17 protein-coding genes are annotated in these 18715 nt (G+C 71.3%); 11 read left to right on the top strand and 6 right to left on the bottom strand.

From position 1 onward, the window contains the following. Positions 1-29: 29 nt before the first annotated feature. The 5 genes from panD (at position 30) to GA0070561_RS20475 (ending at position 4923) form a co-directional block, all read left to right on the top strand. Positions 30-458, top strand: coding sequence for an aspartate 1-decarboxylase (panD, locus tag GA0070561_RS20495; RefSeq protein ID WP_030327945.1), 429 nt, complete (start codon positions 30-32; stop codon positions 456-458). A gap of 96 nt (positions 459-554) precedes the next feature. Continuing rightward, positions 555-1451 carry a septum formation family protein gene (locus tag GA0070561_RS20490; protein ID WP_091403199.1) on the top strand — a complete coding sequence of 299 codons (897 nt, stop codon included), beginning with the start codon at positions 555-557 and terminating at the stop codon, positions 1449-1451. Positions 1452-1559: 108 nt separating this feature from the next. Then, positions 1560-3254 (top strand): L-aspartate oxidase, encoded by a 1695-nt coding sequence (locus GA0070561_RS20485; RefSeq protein WP_091403197.1) that lies wholly within the window; start codon positions 1560-1562, stop codon positions 3252-3254. Continuing rightward, complete coding sequence (gene nadC / locus GA0070561_RS20480; protein WP_091403194.1) at positions 3251-4147, top strand: carboxylating nicotinate-nucleotide diphosphorylase; 897 nt, start codon at positions 3251-3253, stop codon at positions 4145-4147. Before GA0070561_RS20485 ends, nadC begins: the two co-directional genes overlap by 4 nt. Positions 4148-4164: 17 nt before the next feature. Beyond that, positions 4165-4923 carry a type III pantothenate kinase gene (locus GA0070561_RS20475; protein ID WP_091403191.1) on the top strand — a complete coding sequence of 253 codons (759 nt, stop codon included), beginning with the start codon at positions 4165-4167 and terminating at the stop codon, positions 4921-4923. Between the two features lie 25 nt (positions 4924-4948). Here GA0070561_RS20475 and GA0070561_RS20470 read toward each other — a convergent pair whose 3' ends face one another. Continuing rightward, positions 4949-5689, bottom strand: coding sequence for a class I SAM-dependent methyltransferase (locus GA0070561_RS20470; protein ID WP_091403189.1), 741 nt, complete (start codon positions 5687-5689; stop codon positions 4949-4951). Between the two features lie 88 nt (positions 5690-5777). Here GA0070561_RS20470 and lysS point away from each other — a divergent pair, with 88 nt between their 5' ends. The 3 genes from lysS (at position 5778) to GA0070561_RS20455 (ending at position 10842) form a co-directional block, all read left to right on the top strand. Continuing rightward, positions 5778-7286 (top strand): lysine--tRNA ligase, encoded by a 1509-nt coding sequence (gene lysS, locus GA0070561_RS20465; RefSeq protein ID WP_091403186.1) that lies wholly within the window; start codon positions 5778-5780, stop codon positions 7284-7286. Positions 7287-7398: 112 nt separating this feature from the next. Beyond that, positions 7399-7743 carry a histone-like nucleoid-structuring protein Lsr2 gene (locus GA0070561_RS20460; protein ID WP_036392792.1) on the top strand — a complete coding sequence of 115 codons (345 nt, stop codon included), beginning with the start codon at positions 7399-7401 and terminating at the stop codon, positions 7741-7743. A gap of 555 nt (positions 7744-8298) precedes the next feature. Next, positions 8299-10842 (top strand): ATP-dependent Clp protease ATP-binding subunit, encoded by a 2544-nt coding sequence (locus tag GA0070561_RS20455; protein ID WP_030327930.1) that lies wholly within the window; start codon positions 8299-8301, stop codon positions 10840-10842. 320 nt (positions 10843-11162) lie between these two features. On the opposite strand, the gene GA0070561_RS20450 is transcribed toward GA0070561_RS20455, so the two are convergent. Continuing rightward, positions 11163-12074, bottom strand: coding sequence for an HhH-GPD family protein (locus tag GA0070561_RS20450; RefSeq protein ID WP_091403605.1), 912 nt, complete (start codon positions 12072-12074; stop codon positions 11163-11165). Positions 12075-12170: 96 nt separating this feature from the next. Here GA0070561_RS20450 and GA0070561_RS20445 point away from each other — a divergent pair, with 96 nt between their 5' ends. The 3 genes from GA0070561_RS20445 to GA0070561_RS20435 all read left to right on the top strand — a co-directional run bounded on the left by GA0070561_RS20445 (position 12171) and on the right by GA0070561_RS20435 (position 14075). Continuing rightward, the gene (locus GA0070561_RS20445) at positions 12171-12683 is read left to right on the top strand and encodes a glycine cleavage system transcriptional repressor (protein WP_091403183.1); all 513 of its coding nucleotides are present in this window, start codon (positions 12171-12173) and stop codon (positions 12681-12683) included. Further along, complete coding sequence (locus GA0070561_RS20440) at positions 12680-13252, top strand: peptide deformylase (protein WP_091403180.1); 573 nt, start codon at positions 12680-12682, stop codon at positions 13250-13252. The genes GA0070561_RS20445 and GA0070561_RS20440 overlap by 4 nt, the downstream gene beginning before the upstream one ends. A 106-nt stretch (positions 13253-13358) precedes the next feature. After that, a complete protein-coding gene (locus GA0070561_RS20435; RefSeq protein ID WP_091403177.1) occupies positions 13359-14075 on the top strand; it encodes a hypothetical protein in 717 nt (238 codons plus the stop codon). Positions 14076-14081: 6 nt separating this feature from the next. Here the strand turns inward: GA0070561_RS20435 and disA are convergent, their stop codons facing one another. From disA to GA0070561_RS20415, 4 genes are all read right to left on the bottom strand, one after another. Further along, positions 14082-15266: a DNA integrity scanning diadenylate cyclase DisA gene (gene disA / locus GA0070561_RS20430; protein ID WP_030327921.1), complete on the bottom strand. Its 1185-nt coding sequence runs from the start codon at positions 15264-15266 to the stop codon at positions 14082-14084. A 131-nt stretch (positions 15267-15397) separates the two neighbouring features. Further along, positions 15398-16855 carry a DNA repair protein RadA gene (radA, locus tag GA0070561_RS20425; protein ID WP_091403173.1) on the bottom strand — a complete coding sequence of 486 codons (1458 nt, stop codon included), beginning with the start codon at positions 16853-16855 and terminating at the stop codon, positions 15398-15400. A gap of 85 nt (positions 16856-16940) precedes the next feature. Beyond that, positions 16941-17720 (bottom strand): hypothetical protein, encoded by a 780-nt coding sequence (locus tag GA0070561_RS20420; protein ID WP_091403170.1) that lies wholly within the window; start codon positions 17718-17720, stop codon positions 16941-16943. Positions 17721-17860: 140 nt separating this feature from the next. Next, positions 17861-18700 (bottom strand): UbiA family prenyltransferase, encoded by an 840-nt coding sequence (locus GA0070561_RS20415; protein ID WP_091403168.1) that lies wholly within the window; start codon positions 18698-18700, stop codon positions 17861-17863. Positions 18701-18715: the final 15 nt, after the last annotated feature.

The raw sequence follows: 18715 nt of genomic DNA, 5'->3' as shown, positions 1-18715 counted from the left end.
CCCCACCGATACCGCGAAAGGCCACTCCGATGTTGCGGACCATGCTCAAGTCGAAGATCCACCGAGCCACTGTGACCCAGGCCGACCTGCACTACGTCGGTTCGGTGACGGTGGACGAGGATCTGCTCGACGCCGCCGACCTGCTCCCCGGCGAGCAGGTGGCGATCGTGGACATCACCAATGGCGCCCGCCTGGAGACGTACGTGATCCCGGGCGAGCGGGGCAGCGGCGTGATCGGCATCAACGGCGCCGCCGCGCACCTGGTGCACCCCGGTGACCTGGTCATCCTGATCTCGTACGGGCAGATGGACGACGCGGAGGCCCGGTCGTACCGGCCACGGGTCGTGCACGTCGACGCCGACAACCGGGTGATCGAGTTGGGTGCCGACCCGGCTGCGGCGGCACCCGGCACGGCCGGGAACCCGGTGCCCAGCCCGTTGGCCGTGTCCGGAGTCTGATCCCGGGTACCGCGATTCCGGTCTGTCACCAGAAGGTCATTTCCGGTTACCCTGGGCACGCTGGCGGAAGCCGGTCGGTGGCTGGGGGAGGCCGCGATGAGCCGTGCCATGACGACCCTGTTCGCCGCTGCCGTGACGGCAGTGCTGCTGGTGGGCTGTGCCGGGTCCGGCGGCCTGGACGGTGATCTGACCGACGACTGGGCGGCGTTGCCGGCACCGTCGGCGTTCACCCCGGCCGCCGGTGTGTGTCACGCCGCCGACTTCACCGATCTGGTCAGCCTGGCCAGCTATGAGCCGGTGGACTGCGCCGGGCCGCACCGCCTGGAGACAGTGCACGTCGGGGCCTTCCCGGCCGAGCGGACGGCCGCTCCGGCGGGTGGTTCGGCCGAGCTGCGGGGCGCGTTCGCCGAGTGCGACACCCGGGCGACCGGCTACGTGGGTGACGACTGGCGGTCCGGCCGGCTGCGGCTGTCCGTGGCGCTGCCCAACGGGCCGGGGTGGGCGGCGGGTTCCCGGTGGTTCCGCTGCGACCTCACCGAGCTGACCACTGTCGAGGCGGCGGCCATCGTGGTGGTCCGGTCGGGCAGTCTGCGGGACGCGTTGAAGGGCCCCACCGGGCTGCGACTCGGTTGCCAGCAGACTCGCGGTGGCGCCGGCCGGGGTGTGCAGACGCTGACCCCGGTGGAATGCGGCAAACAGCACGACGCCGAGTTCGTCGGGGTGTGGCGCGCACCGGACCGGGCGTACCCGACCCGGGACGCCGACTGGCTGCCGCTCTACACGGGTTGTCGTAGCATCCTGGCCCGGTACGCCGCTGTACCGGACGACGCCGCGCTGCGCTTCCGCAGCGGTGTGGTGGTCCGTCCGCCGGGGGCGGGGCGCTGGAAGGTCGGTGACCGGGGCGTCCGCTGCTATCTGTGGCTCAGCGACCGTACGGTGACCGCCTCGCTGAAGGGCGCGGGCCCGGCTGGTCTGCCGGTCCGGACGAAGTGACCACGGCCTGACGGTCGGCGCGGCGCGGCGCGCGCCGGACGGGGTCGCCCAAAACACTCGTCCCGCCCCCGCCGCCCCGGGCGAGGATGGTTCGGGTTGACTGGGGGGATGGACCTCCCGACCGTCGACCTGCCTGCCCTGCCCGCGCTGCTGGCCGCGCCTGCGCCCGGCTGGGTGGAGACCACCGACGTGATCGTCGTGGGTTCCGGCGTGGCCGGGTTGACCGCGGCGCTGCACCTGCGTGAGGCCGGTCTGCACGTCACGGTGGTCACCAAGGTCAACATTGACGACGGCTCGACCCGGTGGGCGCAGGGCGGCATCGCCGCCGTGCTCGACCCGGCCGACACCCCGGCGGCGCATGCCCGGGACACCGAGGTCGCCGGGGTCGGGTTGTGCGACCCGGCGGCGGTCCGGGTGCTGGTCGAGGAGGGCCCGACCCGGCTCCGCGAGCTGATCCGGATCGGCGCCGAGTTCGATCGGCACCCGGACGGCTCGCTGATGCTGACCCGCGAGGGCGGGCACCGGGCGGACCGGATCGTGCACGCTGGCGGCGACGCCACCGGCGCGGAGGTGCAGCGGGCCCTGCACGCCGCGGTACAGCGCGACCCGTGGATCCGGCTGGTCGAGCACGCCCTCGTGCTGGATCTCCTGCGCGCGCCCGGCGACGGCCCGGACGGGCTCGGGGCGGCCTGCGGGATCACCCTGCACGTGTTGGGTGAGGGCAGCGAGGACGGCGTCGGCGCGCTGCTGGCCCGTGCCGTCGTGCTCGCCACCGGCGGCATGGGGCAGATCTTCTCGGCCACCACCAACCCGGCGGTCTCCACCGGGGACGGGGTGGCGCTGGCGCTGCGGGCCGGCGCGGCGGTGACCGACGTGGAGTTCGTCCAGTTCCACCCGACCGCCCTGATCACCCCGGCCGGCGCGGGGGTGCCCGGGGCGGGGCACGCGCAGCAGCCGCTGGTGTCGGAGGCGTTGCGCGGCGAGGGCGCGTACCTGGTGGACGCGGACGGTAAGAGGTTCATGGTGGGCCAGCACGAGTTGGCCGAGCTGGCACCCCGCGACGTGGTGGCCAAGGGCATCCACCGGGTGCTGCTGGCCACCGGCGCCGACCACGTCTTCCTCGACGCACGGCACCTGGGCGGCGATTTCCTGGCCGGCCGGTTCCCCACCATCGTGGCGTCCTGCCTGGCGATCGGCGTGGACCCGGCGACCGATCTGATCCCGGTGGCGCCGGCCGCCCACTACGCCTCCGGCGGGGTCCGCACCGATCTGCGCGGCCGTACCTCCATCCCCGGCCTGTACGCCTGCGGTGAGGTGGCCTGCACGGGTGTGCACGGCGCGAACCGACTGGCCAGCAACTCGCTGCTGGAGGGACTGGTCTTCTCCCGGCGGATCGCCGAGGACATCGCGGCCGGCCTGCCCGAGCAGGCCCAGCCGGCGGAGACCGGCGCCTGGCGTGGCGGGACGGGCTGGGTGCTGCCGGCGGAGATGACGCCGACCCTGCAACGGGCGATGACCCGGGGGGCCGGGGTGCTCCGATCCGCGGCGACGCTGGCCGGGACGGCCGGGACGTTGACCGAGCTGGGCGTTGCCCGGGGCCGGCCGCGGACCGCCGACTGGGAGGCGACGAACCTGCTCACCGTGGCGTCGACGCTGGTTGCCGCCGCGTACGCCCGTAGTGAGACCCGGGGCTGCCACTGGCGGGAGGACTTCCCGACGGCCGACGAACGGTGGCTGGGCCATCTGGTCGGGGCGGTCGGGGCGCAGGGCCGGGTGACGCAACAGTGGGAGGGAAACTCGTGATCGAGTCGACGGAGACGGCGTTGCGGGCGGCCGGGTTGGATCCGGCGCACGTACGGCAGGTGATCGAGGGCGCGCTGGTCGAGGATCTGGGCCCGGACTTCCTGGACGTCACGAGCGTGGCCACCATTCCGGCGGAACAGACCGACACCGCCGACCTGGTGGCCCGCGCGGACGGGGTGTTGGCCGGGATGGCGGTGGCCGCCGCTGTGTTCGAGCTGGTGGGCGAGGTGACTGGCTTCGGTCGTACCGTCGAGGTGTCCGTGCTGGCCCGCGACGGCGAGCGGGTGGCCCGCGGCGACGTGCTGGCGACGGTGACCGGCCCGACCCGGCTGCTGCTGACGGCCGAGCGGACGGCACTCAACCTGCTCTGCCGGATGTCCGGGGTGGCCACCCACACCCGCGCCTGGGCGGACGCGCTGGCCGGCTCGAAGGCGATGGTGCTGGACACCCGGAAGACGACGCCGGGCCTGCGGGCGCTGGAGAAGTACGCGGTGCGGGCCGGCGGTGGCACCAACAAGCGGATGGGCCTCTACGACGTGGCCATGATCAAGGACAACCACAAGCTGGCGGCCGGGAGCATCACTGCGGCCTACCGGCGGGTCCGGGAGGCGTTCCCGGAGGTGCCGGTGCAGGTCGAGGTGACCACTGTCGTGGAGGCGGTGGAGGCGGTGGAGGCCGGGGCGGACTTCCTGCTCTGCGACAACATGACGCCGGAGGTGCTGGCCGAGGCGGTGGCCGCGGTGGGTGACCGGGCGGAGCTGGAGGCGACCGGCGGGCTGACCCTTGAGGTGGCCGGCCGGTACGCGGCCACCGGCGTGGACTTCCTCTCGGTGGGCGCGCTGACGCACTCGTCGCCGATCCTGGACATCGCGCTGGACCTGCGCACGGAGTAGTTGTCTAGGCTGCGTGCGTGCTGCTCTGCATCGACATCGGAAACACCAACACCGTGCTGGCGACCTTCGACGGCGACAAGCTGGTGCACTCCTGGCGGATCAAGACCGATGCCCGCTCGACGGCGGACGAGCTGGGCCTGATGTTCCGGGGTCTGCTCGCCGGGGACAACGTCGAGATCACCGGTGTGGCCGCCTGCTCCACGGTGCCGGCCGCGCTGCGGTCGCTGCGCACCATGCTCAGTCGTTACTACGCCGACCTGCCGAGCGTCGTGGTCGAGCCGGGCGTGCGGACCGGGGTGCAGTTGGCGATCGACAACCCGAAGGAGGTCGGTGCCGACCGGGTGGTGAACACCCTGGCCGCGTACACCCTCTACGGCGGTCCGTCGATCGTCGTGGACTTCGGCACCACCACCAACTTCGACGTGATCAGCGAGCGCGGTGAGTTCCTCGGCGGCGCGTTCGCCCCGGGCATCGAGATCTCCTTCGACGCGCTGGCCGCCCGGGCCGCGCAGCTACGCAAGGTCGAGGCCACCAAGCCCCGCTCGGTGATCGGCAAGAACACCGTGGAGTGCCTCCAGGCCGGCCTGTACTTCGGCTTCGCCGGGCAGGTGGACCGGATCGTCGAGCGGATGACCGAGGAGTTGGGCGAGGTGCGGGCGGTGATCGCCACCGGCGGCCTCGCCTCCCTGGTGATCAACGAGTGCCGCAGCATCACCCACCACGAGCCGATGATCACGCTGATCGGCCTGCGGATGGTCTACGACCGCAACCTGTGACCCCGGCCGCCGTCGGAGGCCGGCCTCAGCGCCGCCGGGCGCGCAGCACCAGCGTCCGGTACGGCAGTTCGATGGTGTCCCGACCAGTCAGGGCGGGGTGGGTGTTCAGGAGTTCGGCCAGTTCCCGCTCGACCCGTCGCTGATCCTCGGCGGAGGCGGTGAGCCAGTACGAGCGGGTGCGGACCATGCCGAGCAGCTCGTCCGGCGTGAGCGTGGTGCGGTGCGGGAACTCGCGCTTTTCGACGGCGTCGAACGCGGGGCCGAAGTCGGGGCGCTCGCCGAAGACCTCGCTGGTCGACTTGTCCCCGAAGTGGGCGATGCGACCCAGCTCAGCCACCCAGTCGACGCTGCCGTCCCGGATGTTCCAGACGGGGGCGAAGGTGCCGCCGGGGCGGAGCACCCGGGCGATCTCGGCGTGCGCGGGCTCCCGGTCGAACCAGTGGTACGCCGTCCCGACCAGCACCGCGTCCACCGCCGAGTCGGGCAGCGGCATGGCCTCGGCGCTGCCCGCCAGCGCCGTCGTGCCCAGGGTGCTGGCGGCGAGTTGCGCCCGCATCCCCGGGTCGGGCTCGACCGGTACGACCTCGTGGACCAGGGCCAGCACAGCGCGGGTCAGGATGCCGGTGCCCGCCGCGAGGTCGACCACCCGGGCTTCGCTCAGCCCGTCGAGTGCCCAACGGACCGCAGCCTCGGGATAACGTGGTCGAAACCGGTCGTAATCACTCGCGGCGGCACCGAACGACAGGGCGTGAGTGTGATCGACCATGACGGGCAGGTTATCCCGTAACGGCCTCCGGGCCGCTTGAGTACGCTCGGGCCTGACCCCCTGTATCTCCGTGACGAGGAAGCGTGCCGTGAGCGAGCAGAACCCCGTGCCAGTGGACCCCGCCGATGACCTTCCCGAGCAGATGAAGGTCCGCCGGGAGAAGCGGGACCGGATGCTCGCCGAGGGCATCGACCCCTACCCGGTCAGCTTTCCCCGCACCACCACCCTGGCGCAGGTCCGGGCGGCCTACGCCGACCTGCCCACGGACACCGCGACCGGCGACCAGGTCGCGGTCACCGGCCGGGTGATCTTCGTACGCAACACGGGCAAGCTCTGCTTCGCGACCCTCCGGGACGGCGACGGCACCGAGTTGCAGGCGATGCTCTCCCTGGACCGGGTCGGGCCGGAGCGGCTGGAGGCGTGGAAGCGCCTCGTCGACCTCGGCGACCACGTCGGCGTCACCGGCGAGGTGATCACCAGCCGCCGGGGCGAGCTGTCGGTGCTGGCCCAGCAATGGGAGATGACCGCCAAGGCGCTGCGACCGTTGCCGGTGGCCCACAAGCCCCTCTCCGAGGAGGCGCGCGTCCGGCAGCGTTACGTCGACCTGATTGTCCGGCCACAGGCACGGGAGATGGTGCGCACCCGGGCCGCCGCGGTACGCAGTCTGCGCGATTCACTGCACGGGCAGGGCTTCATCGAGGTGGAAACGCCGATGTTGCAACTGCTGCATGGCGGCGCGGCGGCCCGACCGTTCGTGACCCACAGCAATGCGTTGAACACCGATCTGTATCTGCGAATCGCGCCGGAACTGTTTCTCAAGCGCGCTGTGGTCGGCGGCGTCGACCGCGTCTTCGAGATCAACCGCAACTTCCGTAATGAGGGTGTCGACTCTTCGCACTCGCCGGAGTTCGCGATGCTGGAGACGTACCAGGCGTACGGCGACTACGACACGATCGGCGAGCTGACCCGTAATCTCGTGCAACAGGCGGCGATCGCGGTCAGCGGCTCGACGGTGGTGACCCATGCCGACGGGCGCGAGTTCGACCTGGGCGGCGAGTGGCGGTCCGTGACGTTGTTCGGTGTGCTTTCCGAAGCGCTGGGCGAGGAGGTCACCGTCCGCACCGAACGGTCCCGCCTGGTGGAGTACGCGGACAAGGTCGGATTGGCCGTGGACCCGAAGTGGGGCCCGGGCAAGCTGGCCGAGGAGTTGTTCGAGGAACTGGTCGTTCCCGGCCTGGAGGCGCCCACCTTCGTGCGGGACTACCCGGAGGAGACCAGCCCGCTGACCCGGGCGCACCGCAGCGAGCCGGGGCTGGCCGAGAAGTGGGACCTCTACGTGCTCGGCTTCGAGCTGGGCACCGGGTACTCCGAGCTGGTCGACCCGATCGTGCAACGGGAACGACTGGTCGCCCAGGCGCAGTTGGCCGCCCGTGGCGACGACGAGGCGATGCGTCTCGACGAGGACTTTCTTCGGGCCATGGAGTATGGAATGCCGCCGGCCGGCGGTATGGGAATGGGAATCGACCGGCTCTTGATGGCCCTGACCGGCCTCGGAATTCGGGAAACGATCCTCTTCCCGTTGGTCCGCCCGGAGTAGTCCCGTCCGGGCGTACGCCGAGCCGTAACCGGATCCTATTGACGCGACGAGCGGCGCGCGGGTTATTGTGCTCTCGTTAGCAGGAGCACCCTGCTCGAAAGGAATGTGGGACGTGGCCAAGCAGATCATTCACAAGCTGGTCGATGACCTGGACGGCGGGGACGCGGACGAGACCGTCAAGTTCGCCCTCGACGGCGTTCAGTACGAGATCGACCTGTCGAGCGCCAACGCCGCGAAATTGCGCGATGCATTTGCGTCGTACGTGGGTGCTGGCACCAAGGTCGGCCGTGGCGGTGTCGTGATCGGTGGGCGGGCCGCCCGCGGTCGGGGTGGCGCGACCGCCGATCGGGAACAGAACAAGGCGATCCGGGAGTGGGCCAAGAAGGCCGGCAAGGACATCTCGGACCGGGGTCGTATCCCGCAGGAGATCGTGGACGAGTTCCACGCGAAGCGCTGATCCGTCAGCAGCTTGGTGGCGAGCCGCCACCGCAGGCGACACCGACGCCGGGCCGGAGAAGTTCTCCGGGCCGGCGTCGCCGTATGCGGGGTCGTCGTGCCCTTTTGGGCGGCGTCGCCGCCCGTTCGGGGCGGCGTCGCCGTGTGCGTCCGGGGCCGGGAAGCATTCCGGGCCCACCGGCGTTGTCCACAACCAGTGGAACAGCTATCCACAACCTGTGGACAACCTCCTTCAGGGGCCCGGCGCGGCGCTCGTCGCGACCGCCGGTCCGCCCTCCGGGGCCTCCCGGAGCGCTTCCGGACCCCGGATCGGGCTTCCGTCGAGCCAGTCGGATTTCGCTCTGCGCGTAGCGACAGGGCTACCGGAACACCTCCTGAGCGCGGACGGTTGTTCAAAACGACGTGCAACCGACCCAGAGCAGAGACACACGACCTCAGCTGAGTCGGTCAGCGACGATAGAGTAAGGAGGCACGGACGCCCGTCCTGGACGTTCGTGCACCGGCCCCGCCAAGATCTTGACCATCAAGGCGCACGGCACGTGAGGAGCACGAGGGCATGTTCGAGCGGTTCACCGACCGAGCGCGACGGGTTGTCGTCCTGGCCCAAGAAGAGGCCCGGATGCTCAACCACAACTACATCGGTACGGAACACATCCTGCTGGGCCTGATCCACGAAGGTGAAGGCGTCGCGGCAAAGGCCCTGGAGAGCCTCGGCATCTCCCTGGAGGGCGTCCGCCAGCAGGTCGAGGAGATCATCGGCCAGGGCCAGCAGGCACCGAGCGGGCACATCCCGTTCACGCCGCGGGCCAAGAAGGTGCTGGAGCTGTCGCTGCGCGAGGCGCTGCAGCTCGGCCACAACTACATCGGCACGGAGCACATCCTGCTCGGGCTGATCCGTGAGGGCGAGGGCGTCGCCGCCCAGGTGCTGGTCAAGCTCGGCGCCGATCTCAACCGGGTCCGCCAGCAGGTGATCCAGCTGCTCTCCGGCTACCAGGGCAAGGAGCCTGCCGCGGCGGGCGCCGCGCCGGGTGAGGCCGCGCCGTCGACCAGCCTGGTGCTGGACCAGTTCGGCCGCAACCTGACTCAGGCCGCCCGCGAGGGCAAGCTCGACCCGGTCATCGGGCGCGAGAAGGAAATCGAGCGGGTCATGCAGGTGCTCTCCCGCCGTACCAAGAACAACCCGGTCCTGATCGGTGAGCCCGGCGTCGGCAAGACCGCCGTGGTGGAGGGCCTGTCCCAGAAGATCATCAAGGGCGAGGTGCCCGAGACTCTCAAGGACAAGCAGCTCTACACGCTCGACCTGGGCGCGCTCGTCGCCGGTTCCCGCTACCGCGGTGACTTCGAGGAGCGCCTCAAGAAGGTGCTCAAGGAGATCCGCACCCGCGGCGACATCATCCTGTTCATCGACGAGATCCACACCCTGGTGGGTGCGGGTGCCGCCGAGGGCGCGATCGACGCCGCGAGCATCCTCAAGCCGATGCTGGCCCGTGGTGAGCTGCAGACCATCGGTGCCACCACGCTCGACGAGTACCGCAAGCACCTGGAGAAGGACGCCGCTCTCGAGCGCCGCTTCCAGCCGATCCAGGTGGGTGAGCCGTCGCTGGCCCACACCATCGAGATCCTCAAGGGCCTGCGGGACCGCTACGAGGCTCACCACCGCGTGAGCATCACCGACGCTGCTCTCGTGGCTGCCGCGACCCTGGCCGACCGGTACATCTCCGACCGCTTCCTCCCGGACAAGGCGATCGACCTGATCGACGAGGCCGGTGCCCGGATGCGGATCCGTCGGATGACCGCGCCGCCAGACCTGCGTGACTTCGACGAGCGCATCGCCCAGGTGCGTCGTGACAAGGAGTCCGCTATCGACGCGCAGGACTTCGAGCGCGCCGCCCAGCTGCGCGACAAGGAGAAGCAGCTCCTCGGCCAGAAGGCTCAGCGGGAGAAGGAGTGGAAGGCCGGTGACCTGGACGTCGTCAGCGAGGTTGACGACGAGCAGATCGCCGAGGTGCTCGGCAACTGGACCGGCATCCCGGTCTACAAGCTGACCGAGGAGGAGACCTCGCGCCTGCTGCGCATGGAGGACGAGCTGCACAAGCGCGTCATCGGCCAGGAGGACGCGGTCAAGGCGGTCTCGAAGGCGATCCGGCGTACCCGGGCCGGCCTGAAGGACCCGAAGCGCCCGTCGGGCTCGTTCATCTTCGCCGGCCCGTCCGGTGTCGGTAAGACCGAGCTGTCCAAGGCGCTCGCCGAGTTCCTCTTCGGCAGCGAGGACGCCCTCATCCAGCTGGACATGTCCGAGTTCCACGACCGTTACACGGTCTCCCGGCTCGTGGGTGCCCCTCCCGGCTACGTCGGCTACGACGAGGGCGGGCAGCTGACCGAGAAGGTGCGGCGTCGGCCGTTCTCGGTGGTCCTCTTCGACGAGATCGAGAAGGCCCACCCGGACGTGTTCAACACGCTCCTGCAGATCCTCGAAGACGGTCGGCTCACCGACGGTCAGGGTCGGATCGTGGACTTCAAGAACACGGTCATCATCCTGACCACCAACCTGGGCACCCGTGACGTCGCCAAGGCGGTGTCGCTGGGCTTCCAGCAGTCGGAGGACTCCGAGTCCAACTACGACCGGATGAAGCAGAAGGTCAACGACGAGCTCAAGCAGCACTTCCGGCCTGAGTTCCTCAACCGGATCGACGACACCATCGTCTTCCACCAGCTGCGTCAGACCGAGATCCTCTCGATCGTGGACATCATGATCCAGCGGATCGAGGGCCAGCTGCGGAACAAGGACATGGGTCTGGAGCTGACCGACAACGCCAAGAAGTACCTGGCCGCGAAGGGCTTCGACCCGGTGCTCGGTGCCCGTCCGCTTCGTCGCACGATCCAGCGCGACATCGAGGACAACCTCTCCGAGCGGATCCTGTTCAACGAGCTGACCCCGGGTCAGATCGTCGTGGTGGACTGCGAGGGCGACCCGGACGACATCGACAAGTCCAAGCTCGTGTTCCGGGGCTCGGACAAGCCGGTGGAAGTTCCGGACGCCGTCCCGGCCGATCTCGGTGGCACTGCCGCTGGCACCGCCGCCGCAGGCGTGGACGAGTAACACAAGCAGCAAGGGGCGGGGCCCCGGTGGCGCAAGCCACCGGGGCCCCGTCTTGTTGCGTCCCCTCCGGTCACCCCGCCGCCCCCGCTCGTGCCCTCCGGCCAGCCCTGCGTCGCACTGCCCGACGCACCCGCCCGCATGCGGGCGCTCTAGCAAGATCGCGCAACATCTTGGATGTAGTGGCATCCGGCCCGCCCGACACCACTACATCCAGGATCGAGCACGATCTTGAGGTGGAAGGCGCCGATTGCGGGCCTTCGCACTCCCGCGTGCGGGCATGCGGATGCCGGCCTGTGGGGCCGGCGTGCGGGGTGGGTGGGTCAGGTGGTGAGGTCCGCGGTTGGTAGGGACGGGCCGTCACCGACCAGGCGGAAGGAGTCGGTGCCGGCGGGTTCGACCAGCCCGTCCTGCACCAGCCCGGCGAGGGCGCGGGCGCGTTGCACGTCGTCGGTCCAGACCTGGTCCAACCGCTGGTGCGGGACCGGCCCGGTGCTGTCCCGGAGCATTCCGAGCAGCAGACCGCGGACCTGTCGGTCGGTTCCCGCGTACCGCTGGGGTCGGCGGGTCGGCCCGGCCGGCGCCTCCTGGCCGGACGCCCGCCAGGCGCAGACCGACTCGACGGGGCAGGCCGTGCAGCGCGGTGACCGGGCTGTGCAGATCACCGCGCCCAGTTCCATGAACGCGGCGCTGGCCAGCGCGGCTGCTGCCGGTTCGGTGGGAAGCAGTTCTTCGGTGGCGACGAGGTCCGCTGGTCGGGTGACGGGCCCGGCGTCCGGTTCGCCGGCCACCGCCCGGCACACGACCCGGCGTACGTTGGTGTCGACGACCGGGTGCCGTTGCCCGTACGCGAAGGCGGCCACCGCCCGGGCGGTGTACGTGCCGACGCCGGGCAGTGCGAGCAGTTGCTCCAGCCGGTCCGGCACCTGACCGCCGTGTCGGTCGACGATCGCGACAGCGCATTCGCGCAGCCGGACCGCCCGACGGGGGTAGCCGAGGCGTCCCCACATCCGGATCGCCTCGGCTGGGGTGTCCGCCGCCAACGCGGCCGGCTCCGGCCAGCGGGCCAGCCACGCCTGCCAGGCCGGCACCACCCGGACCACTGGTGTCTGCTGGAGCATGACCTCGCTGACCAGGATGGCCCACGGGGTGACGCCGGGCTCGCGCCACGGCAGGTCACGGGCGTGCTGCTGGAACCACCGGCTGACCAGGGAGGCGAAGTCGGGTTGAGTCATGGCGTCGTCGATGATGTCACGCCCGGCGTTCCCGTTGAGTGGGCGGCTCGGGCGGGGTGCCACGTCCTCGTTCGGCGGACGGGGGAGAATGCGCGGATGAACGAGCTCGCGATCACCGTCATCGGTCGGGACCGGCCGGGCATCGTGGCCGACGTCGCGGAGGTGCTGGCCCGACTGGGCGCGAACCTCACCGACAGCACGATGACCCGGCTGCGGGGGCATTTCGCGATGACCCTCATCTGCACCGGCCCGGCGGCCGCCGAGGTCGAGGCCGCACTGGCGTCGCTGGCCGCCGAAGGGCAGCTGCTGGCGACGGTACGAGCGGTCACCCCGGACGGCGATGTTCCTCCGGTGGGTGAGCCGTACGTGATGGCGGTGCACGGTTCGGACCGGATGGGGATCGTCGCGGCGATGACGCGGGTGCTGGTGGATGCCGGGGGGAATGTCACCGACCTGAGTACCCGGTTGACCGGTGCGCTCTACGTGGTCCTGGCGGAGGTCGAGTTGCCGGCCGGTGTGGCGGACACTCTGCTCGACCGGCTGCACCGGACGGCTGCCGAGCTGGGCGTGGAGGTCACCCTCCGGCCGGCGGACCCGGACCTGTTGTGACCGGCGAGGAGCGCGGGCCGGAGGTCGGCCTGGGGGACTGGACACCGGAGTCGCTGGACGTGCCGGGCGAGGTGCGGGCGGTGGTGTCCGCCCCGCATCCGGTGTTGAGTCGGGCCGCGGACGAGGTCGACCCCAGGGCAAAGGAGACGGTCCAACTCGCGGCCGACCTGATAGCCACGATGAAGGTCTCGCCGGGCTGCGTCGGGCTGGCCGCGCCGCAGATCGGGGTGGGCGCTCGGGTCTTCGCCGTCGACGTGACCGGGCACCCGAAGGCGGTGACGGTGCACGGCACCTTCGTGTTGTGCAACGCGCGTGTGGTCGAGGCGACGCGGTGGAAGCCCGGCCGGGAGGGCTGCATGTCGGTGCCGGACCTGACCGGGGACGTGAAGCGGGCCAGCCGGCTGGTGGTGGAGGGTGAGCTGCCGGGCAGCGGCGAGCCGGTCCGGCTGGTGACCGACGGCTTCGAGGCTCGGGCGTTGCAGCACGAGATCGACCACTGCGCGGGGCTACTCTTCCTGGACCGGGTGGCCGGTGCGCACGCGGTCTATCAGCGCAAGGTCTACCTGTGATCGGGTGCCGGACCGTCCTCATTGGAGGGCGGTGCGGGCGCCCCGGAGTGGCTCCGGCGCGTCGCGCCGCACTGCCGGGTACGGCGCGGCTACGGTGGAGGGCATCATGCGTCTGACGGTCGGCCCCCTGCCACCCGCCGTGTACTGGCGGCGTCGCGCCGTCGTACTCGGAGCGGGGTTCCTGTTCCTGATTGTCCTGCTCTACTCCTGCACCGGTTCGGGTCGTTCCGGCGACAAGGAGCCGAAGGCGGGAGGTTCGCCGTCGGCGACGTCCGCCGCGACGTCGGGCCCCGATGGGCCGGTGCTGACACCGCAGACCGGCGGTCCGTCGTCGTCCGCGTCCGCTGATTCGGGTGCGACGAGTCCGAGCCCGGCGATCACCAGCAACACACCGCCGCTGGGCGCGGCGGCTGGTTCGGAGGACGACGGCACCTGCACCGACGGGGAGATCAGCGTGATCTCGTCGGCGAGCCCGACCTCGGTGCAGCGGGGCGCGGTGGTCCAGCTGCAACTGCGGATCAAGAACACGTCGGATCGGACCTGCAGTCGCAACGTGGGTGCGGACGTTCAGGAGATCTTCATCAAGGCCGGTGCCGAGAAGGTCTGGTCGTCGGACACCTGCGGCAAGGTCCAGGGCTCGGACGTCGTGTCCTTCACGCCGAACATCGAGCGCTCCTACCAGGTGCCGTGGAACGGGCGGGACACCAGCCGCTGCGACGGGGCGTTGGCCGGCGGGCCGTTCCCGCCGGTTGGGTCGTACCAGGTGTTCGCCCGGGTCGGCACGAAGCTCAGCGACCCGGTGAAGCTCACCGTCACCGGCTGAGCCGGGTCAGACGTAGCGTTCCAGGATGGATGCCTCGGCCAGCCGGGACAGCCCCTCACGAACGCCGCGGGCCCGGGCGTCACCGACCCCTTCGACGGCTTGCAGGTCTTCCACTGTCGCGCCGAGCAGACGCTGGAGGCTGCCGAAGTGCAGCACCAGGCGGTCGACCACCGCCACCGGCAGCCGGGGCACCTTGGCCAGCAGTCGGAAGCCGCGCGGGCTGACCGCGGCGTCGAGCGCGTCGGACGCGGCCGGGTAGCCGATCGCCTTGGCCACCGACACCAGGTCGATCAGCTCGGTGGCACCGAGCAGGTCCAGCTCGACGAGAGCCTCGTCCAGAGTGCGCGACTTGCGGCCGACGGGGAGGTAGTCCCGGATGACCAGTGTGCGGTCGGCGTCCACGCCGGCCATCAGCTCGTCGAGTTGCAGGGCGAGCAGGCGGCCGTCGGTGCCCAGCTCCACCACGTAACCGGCGATCTCGTCGGCGATTCGGCGAACCATCTCCAGTCGCTGCACCACTGCCACCGCGTCCCGCACGGTGACCAGATCCTCGATCTCCAGGGCGGAGAGCGTGCCGGAGACCTCGTCCAGCCGGAGCTTGTAGCGCTCCAGGGTGGCGAGCGCCTGGTTGGCGCGGGAGAGGATGGCCGCCGAGTCGTCGAGCACGTGCCGTTGGCCGTTGACGTAGAGGCTGATGATCCGCATGGACTGGCTGACCGAGATGACTGGATAGCCGGTCTGGCGGGCCACCCGTTCGGCGGTGCGGTGCCGGGTGCCGGACTCTTCGGTCGGGATGGACGGGTCGGGCATCAGGTGCACTGCCGCCCGGACGATCCTGGTGCCGTCGCTGGAGAGCACGACAGCGCCGTCCATCTTGCACAGCTCGCGTACGCGGGTCGCGGAGAACTCCACGTCCAGCGGGAAGCCGCCGGTGCAGAGGCCCTCGACCACCTTGTCGTAGCCGAGCACGATGAGGGCGCCGGTGCGACCCCGCAGGATGCGCTCCAGACCGTCGCGCAAGGCGGTGCCCGGGGCCATCAGGGCGAGATTGGCGCGTAGCGGATCTCCGGCGCTCCCGGCGGCTCCCGCAGTCACGCTCACGCTGATCGGGCGGGCGGGCGAGCCCACGGCGCCGGTGCGGGCCTGGGGCGGCGCGCCGGCTGGCTTGGTGGTATCGCGGTCGATCGGCACGGGCACAGTCTACGGACTGCCGTGCGGTGGGTGCTGTCGTGGTTACTGTGATGTGTCACGATGCCGCCCTTTCCAACGTTTCCCGCTTGGGACGTGCTGTCCGGTTTCGCCGCCCTCGTCGGCACGGTGGGTCACTCGGCGGACGCGCGGGCCGCATGGTGCAGCGCCGAACGGACGTCGGTGACCTCGGTCACCCGCATCTGCTCGGGGCCCGCGCCGGTGCTGGCCGGGCCGCAGCCGGGCGGCACCAGGGCCACCTTGAACCCCAGCCGGGCGGCCTCGGCCAGCCGGCGCGGCACCGCCCCGACCCGACGCACCTCGCCGGTCAGCCCCACCTCACCGATCGCCACCAGGTGCGGCGCGATCGCCAGGTTGAGCCCGCCGGAGGCGACCGCCAGAGCCACCGCCAGGTCGGCGGCCGGCTCCACCACCCGGATCCCGCCCACTGTGGCGGCGAAGACCTCCCGGTCGTGCAGGGTCAGCCGCTCGGTGCGCCGTTGCAGCACCGCGAGCACCATCGCCAGTCGCGCCGAGTCGAGGCCGGAGACGGTGCGTCGGGGAGAACCCGCCACTGTCGCGCCGATCAGCGCCTGCACCTCGGTGACCAGGGCACGACGCCCCTCCATGGCCACCGTCACGCAGGTGCCCGGGACCGGTTCCGCGTAGCGGGTCAGGAACAGCCCGGACGGGTCGGCCAGGCTGCTGATGCCGCCCTCGTGCATCTCGAAGCAGCCGACCTCGTCGGCCGCGCCGAACCTGTTCTTCACGCCGCGCACCAGGCGCAGCGACGAGTGCTTGTCGCCCTCGAAGTGCAGCACCACATCGACCAGGTGCTCCAGCACCCGAGGCCCGGCCACCTGGCCGTCCTTGGTGACGTGCCCGACCAGCACTGTGGCGATGCCCCGCTCCTTGGCGACCGAGACCAGCGCGGCGGTGACCGCGCGGACCTGGGTCACCCCACCGGGCACCCCCTCGGTGCCGGTGGTCGAGATGGTCTGCACCGAGTCCAGCACCAACAGGCCCGGCTTGACCGCGTCGAGGTGACCGAGCACCGAGGCGAGGTCGCTCTCCGCGGCGAGGTAGAGCTGCTCGTGCAGCGTGCCCATCCGCTCGGCGCGCAGGCGCACCTGACTGACCGATTCTTCGCCGCTGACCACCAGCGAGGGGCTGCCGGCGCCGATCGCCCAATGCTGCGCCACATCCAGCAGGAGGGTCGACTTGCCCACGCCGGGCTCGCCGGCGAGCAACACCACGGCACCGGGGACCAGGCCGCCGCCGAGCACCCGGTCGAGCTCGCTCACCCCGGTGGGCACGGCGCGGGCCGGAGCGGCGCTGATGGTGGCGATCGGTCGGGCCGGCTCGGACGGCATCCGGGAGCTGACCACCCGACCGGAGACGGTCGGGCCGGTCACCGTGTGCTCGACCACCGCCCCCCACTCGCCGCACTCCGGGCAGCGCCCCACCCACTTGGGCGGCTGGTGCCCGCAGGCGTCGCACTGGTAGGCCGGACGCGGATCGCGGGCGGCGGACCGACCACGGGCGGCACCGGCCGTGCCGCCACGCGGAGGGGTCGATCGGGAGGTGGTCACATCAGGACGCTAGCCCTCGCGTACGACGAAAACACCCCGGCGTGGTGGTCACCACGCCGGGGCGTTTGTCGATGTGCGGTTCGGGTCACTCGTGGGTCGTGCCGCCCTCGTTGCCCTCGTAGCCACCCTCGCGCTCGATGATCGGCGACGGAGGGGCCGCCGGGGTGAGCGGCACGGCGACCGGCGCCTGCCCGGTGACCGTGTTGCCGTTGCCGAAGTCGAAGGTCACGGCGACGTTCTGGCCGGAGCGCAGCGCCTCGGTCAGGCCGATCAGCCGGAGCTGCGTGGTGGACTCGGAGTTGAACTGGATGTAGCTCAACGGCGCCAGCTCGATCCGCGCCGGCTGACCCGGGGCGGAGGGGCTGGCCGAACCGGACGCCCGCGCCGACTCCGGGGCGGACGGGGTGGCCGAGGACGATCCCGTCTCGGAGGGCGTCACCGACGGGCTCGGCGAACCGGACGTCGAGTTCGACGGGCTGGCCGAACCGGACGGCGACGGGCTCATGGAGGCGGACTCCGAGGCGGACGGCGACGGGCTCGCCGAGCCGCCGCTGATCACGACCTCGCGGGCGCTCTCCGTGGTGACGGTGACCGTCACCGTCTCCTTGGAGTCGTTGTAGATCACGGCGCTGAGCCCCGCGTCCTGGCCGGCCTTGTAGCCCTCGGTGCCCGGGTAGTCCACGAGCAGGCCACGCACGGAGAAGGACCCGTTGTTGGTGGTGAGGCTGACGCCCTGGACCGACGCCTCCTTGGTGGCGGTCTCGGCGATCTGACCGGTGCCGCAGCCGGACGTCAGCAGACTGGCCGCCGCAATCCCGGACAGCAACAGGGCCGCCCGCCGGGATCCCCTGATCGAGCGCGTCACGTCGGTCCTCCTCGTCACAATCCCCACCCGGGCCGTACGCCGGGCACGGTGGCCATACCCGCGCAGACCGCGCTCCAGGGTAGTTGGGACTGATCGAGGCCCGCACGCGGACCCGGCAATGCCACCTGCCCGGGTGGCGTTCACACCACCCGACCGCTCGCCACCAGCAGAACCACGTCGATGAGGGCCACCAGCATCACCGCCCGGAAGGCCGCCACCGGCCGCCGGCCGGCCCGGATCGCGGAGCGCCCGGCGTACCAGCTCAGCGGCGGCACCACGGCGGCTGTGCCGACCGCCGCCCAGCCGATCGCCGTCGGCGGCCCGGGTGGTCCGAGGACCAGCGTCGCGGTCGCCGCGAGGAGGAGACCCGCCGCGGCCACCCGGCTGCCGGCGGCACCCAGCCGGTGGGGCAGACCGCGCACGCCGGTGCGGGCATCGTCGGCCAGGTCGGGCAGCACGTTGGCGAAGTGCGCACCGGCGCCCAGGCAGGCGGCCGCCGCCACCAGCCAGACCGGCGGGGTCGGCTGACCGGGCAGCGCCAGCACCACGAAGGCGGGCAGCGCGCCGAACGACACGGCGTAGGGCAGCACCGAGAACGCGGTGGCCTTGAGCGGCCAGTCGTAGAGCAGGGCGGAGACCAGGGCGAGCGTCAGCCAGAACGCCGCCACCGGGTTCGTGGTCAGCGCCAGCAGCGGGCAGGCCACCGCGGCCGCCGCGGCGGCCCAGGCCGTGACGCGTCGACCGACCGCGCCACTGGCGACCGGCTTGTCGGTACGCCCCACAGTGGCGTCCCGCTCGGCGTCCAGCGCGTCGTTGGTCCAGCCGACGGCGAGTTGGCTGGCCAGCACGGCGAGCACCACCGAGACGATTCCGGCCGGCCGGTGGCCCACTCCCCAGGCCAGCAGACCGGCCACCGTGGTCACCGCCGCGGCCGGTTCCGGATGGCTCGCTCTGACCAGCCCTAACACCCTCGACGACATAAGGGAAGTCTGGTC

Source organism: Micromonospora saelicesensis (assembly GCF_900091575.1).
In the GTDB taxonomy this organism is placed as follows: domain Bacteria; phylum Actinomycetota; class Actinomycetes; order Mycobacteriales; family Micromonosporaceae; genus Micromonospora; species Micromonospora saelicesensis.
The sequence above is the reverse complement of the archived record's forward strand: the minus strand, read 5'-3'. Positions and strand labels throughout refer to the sequence as shown.

What these genes read in the sequence shown, in the direction of transcription:
- panD (WP_030327945.1), top strand. Translation starts at nt 30, where the DNA reads ATGTTGCGGACCATGCTCAAGTCGAAGATCCACCGAGCCACTGTGACC.
- GA0070561_RS20490 (WP_091403199.1), top strand. Translation starts at nt 555, where the DNA reads ATGAGCCGTGCCATGACGACCCTGTTCGCCGCTGCCGTGACGGCAGTG.
- GA0070561_RS20485 (WP_091403197.1), top strand. Translation starts at nt 1,560, where the DNA reads ATGGACCTCCCGACCGTCGACCTGCCTGCCCTGCCCGCGCTGCTGGCC.
- GA0070561_RS20470 (WP_091403189.1), bottom strand. Translation starts at nt 5,689, where the DNA reads ATGGTCGATCACACTCACGCCCTGTCGTTCGGTGCCGCCGCGAGTGAT.
- GA0070561_RS20455 (WP_030327930.1), top strand. Translation starts at nt 8,299, where the DNA reads ATGTTCGAGCGGTTCACCGACCGAGCGCGACGGGTTGTCGTCCTGGCC.
- GA0070561_RS20450 (WP_091403605.1), bottom strand. Translation starts at nt 12,074, where the DNA reads ATGACTCAACCCGACTTCGCCTCCCTGGTCAGCCGGTGGTTCCAGCAG.
- GA0070561_RS20445 (WP_091403183.1), top strand. Translation starts at nt 12,171, where the DNA reads ATGAACGAGCTCGCGATCACCGTCATCGGTCGGGACCGGCCGGGCATC.
- GA0070561_RS20435 (WP_091403177.1), top strand. Translation starts at nt 13,359, where the DNA reads ATGCGTCTGACGGTCGGCCCCCTGCCACCCGCCGTGTACTGGCGGCGT.
- GA0070561_RS20415 (WP_091403168.1), bottom strand. Translation starts at nt 18,700, where the DNA reads ATGTCGTCGAGGGTGTTAGGGCTGGTCAGAGCGAGCCATCCGGAACCG.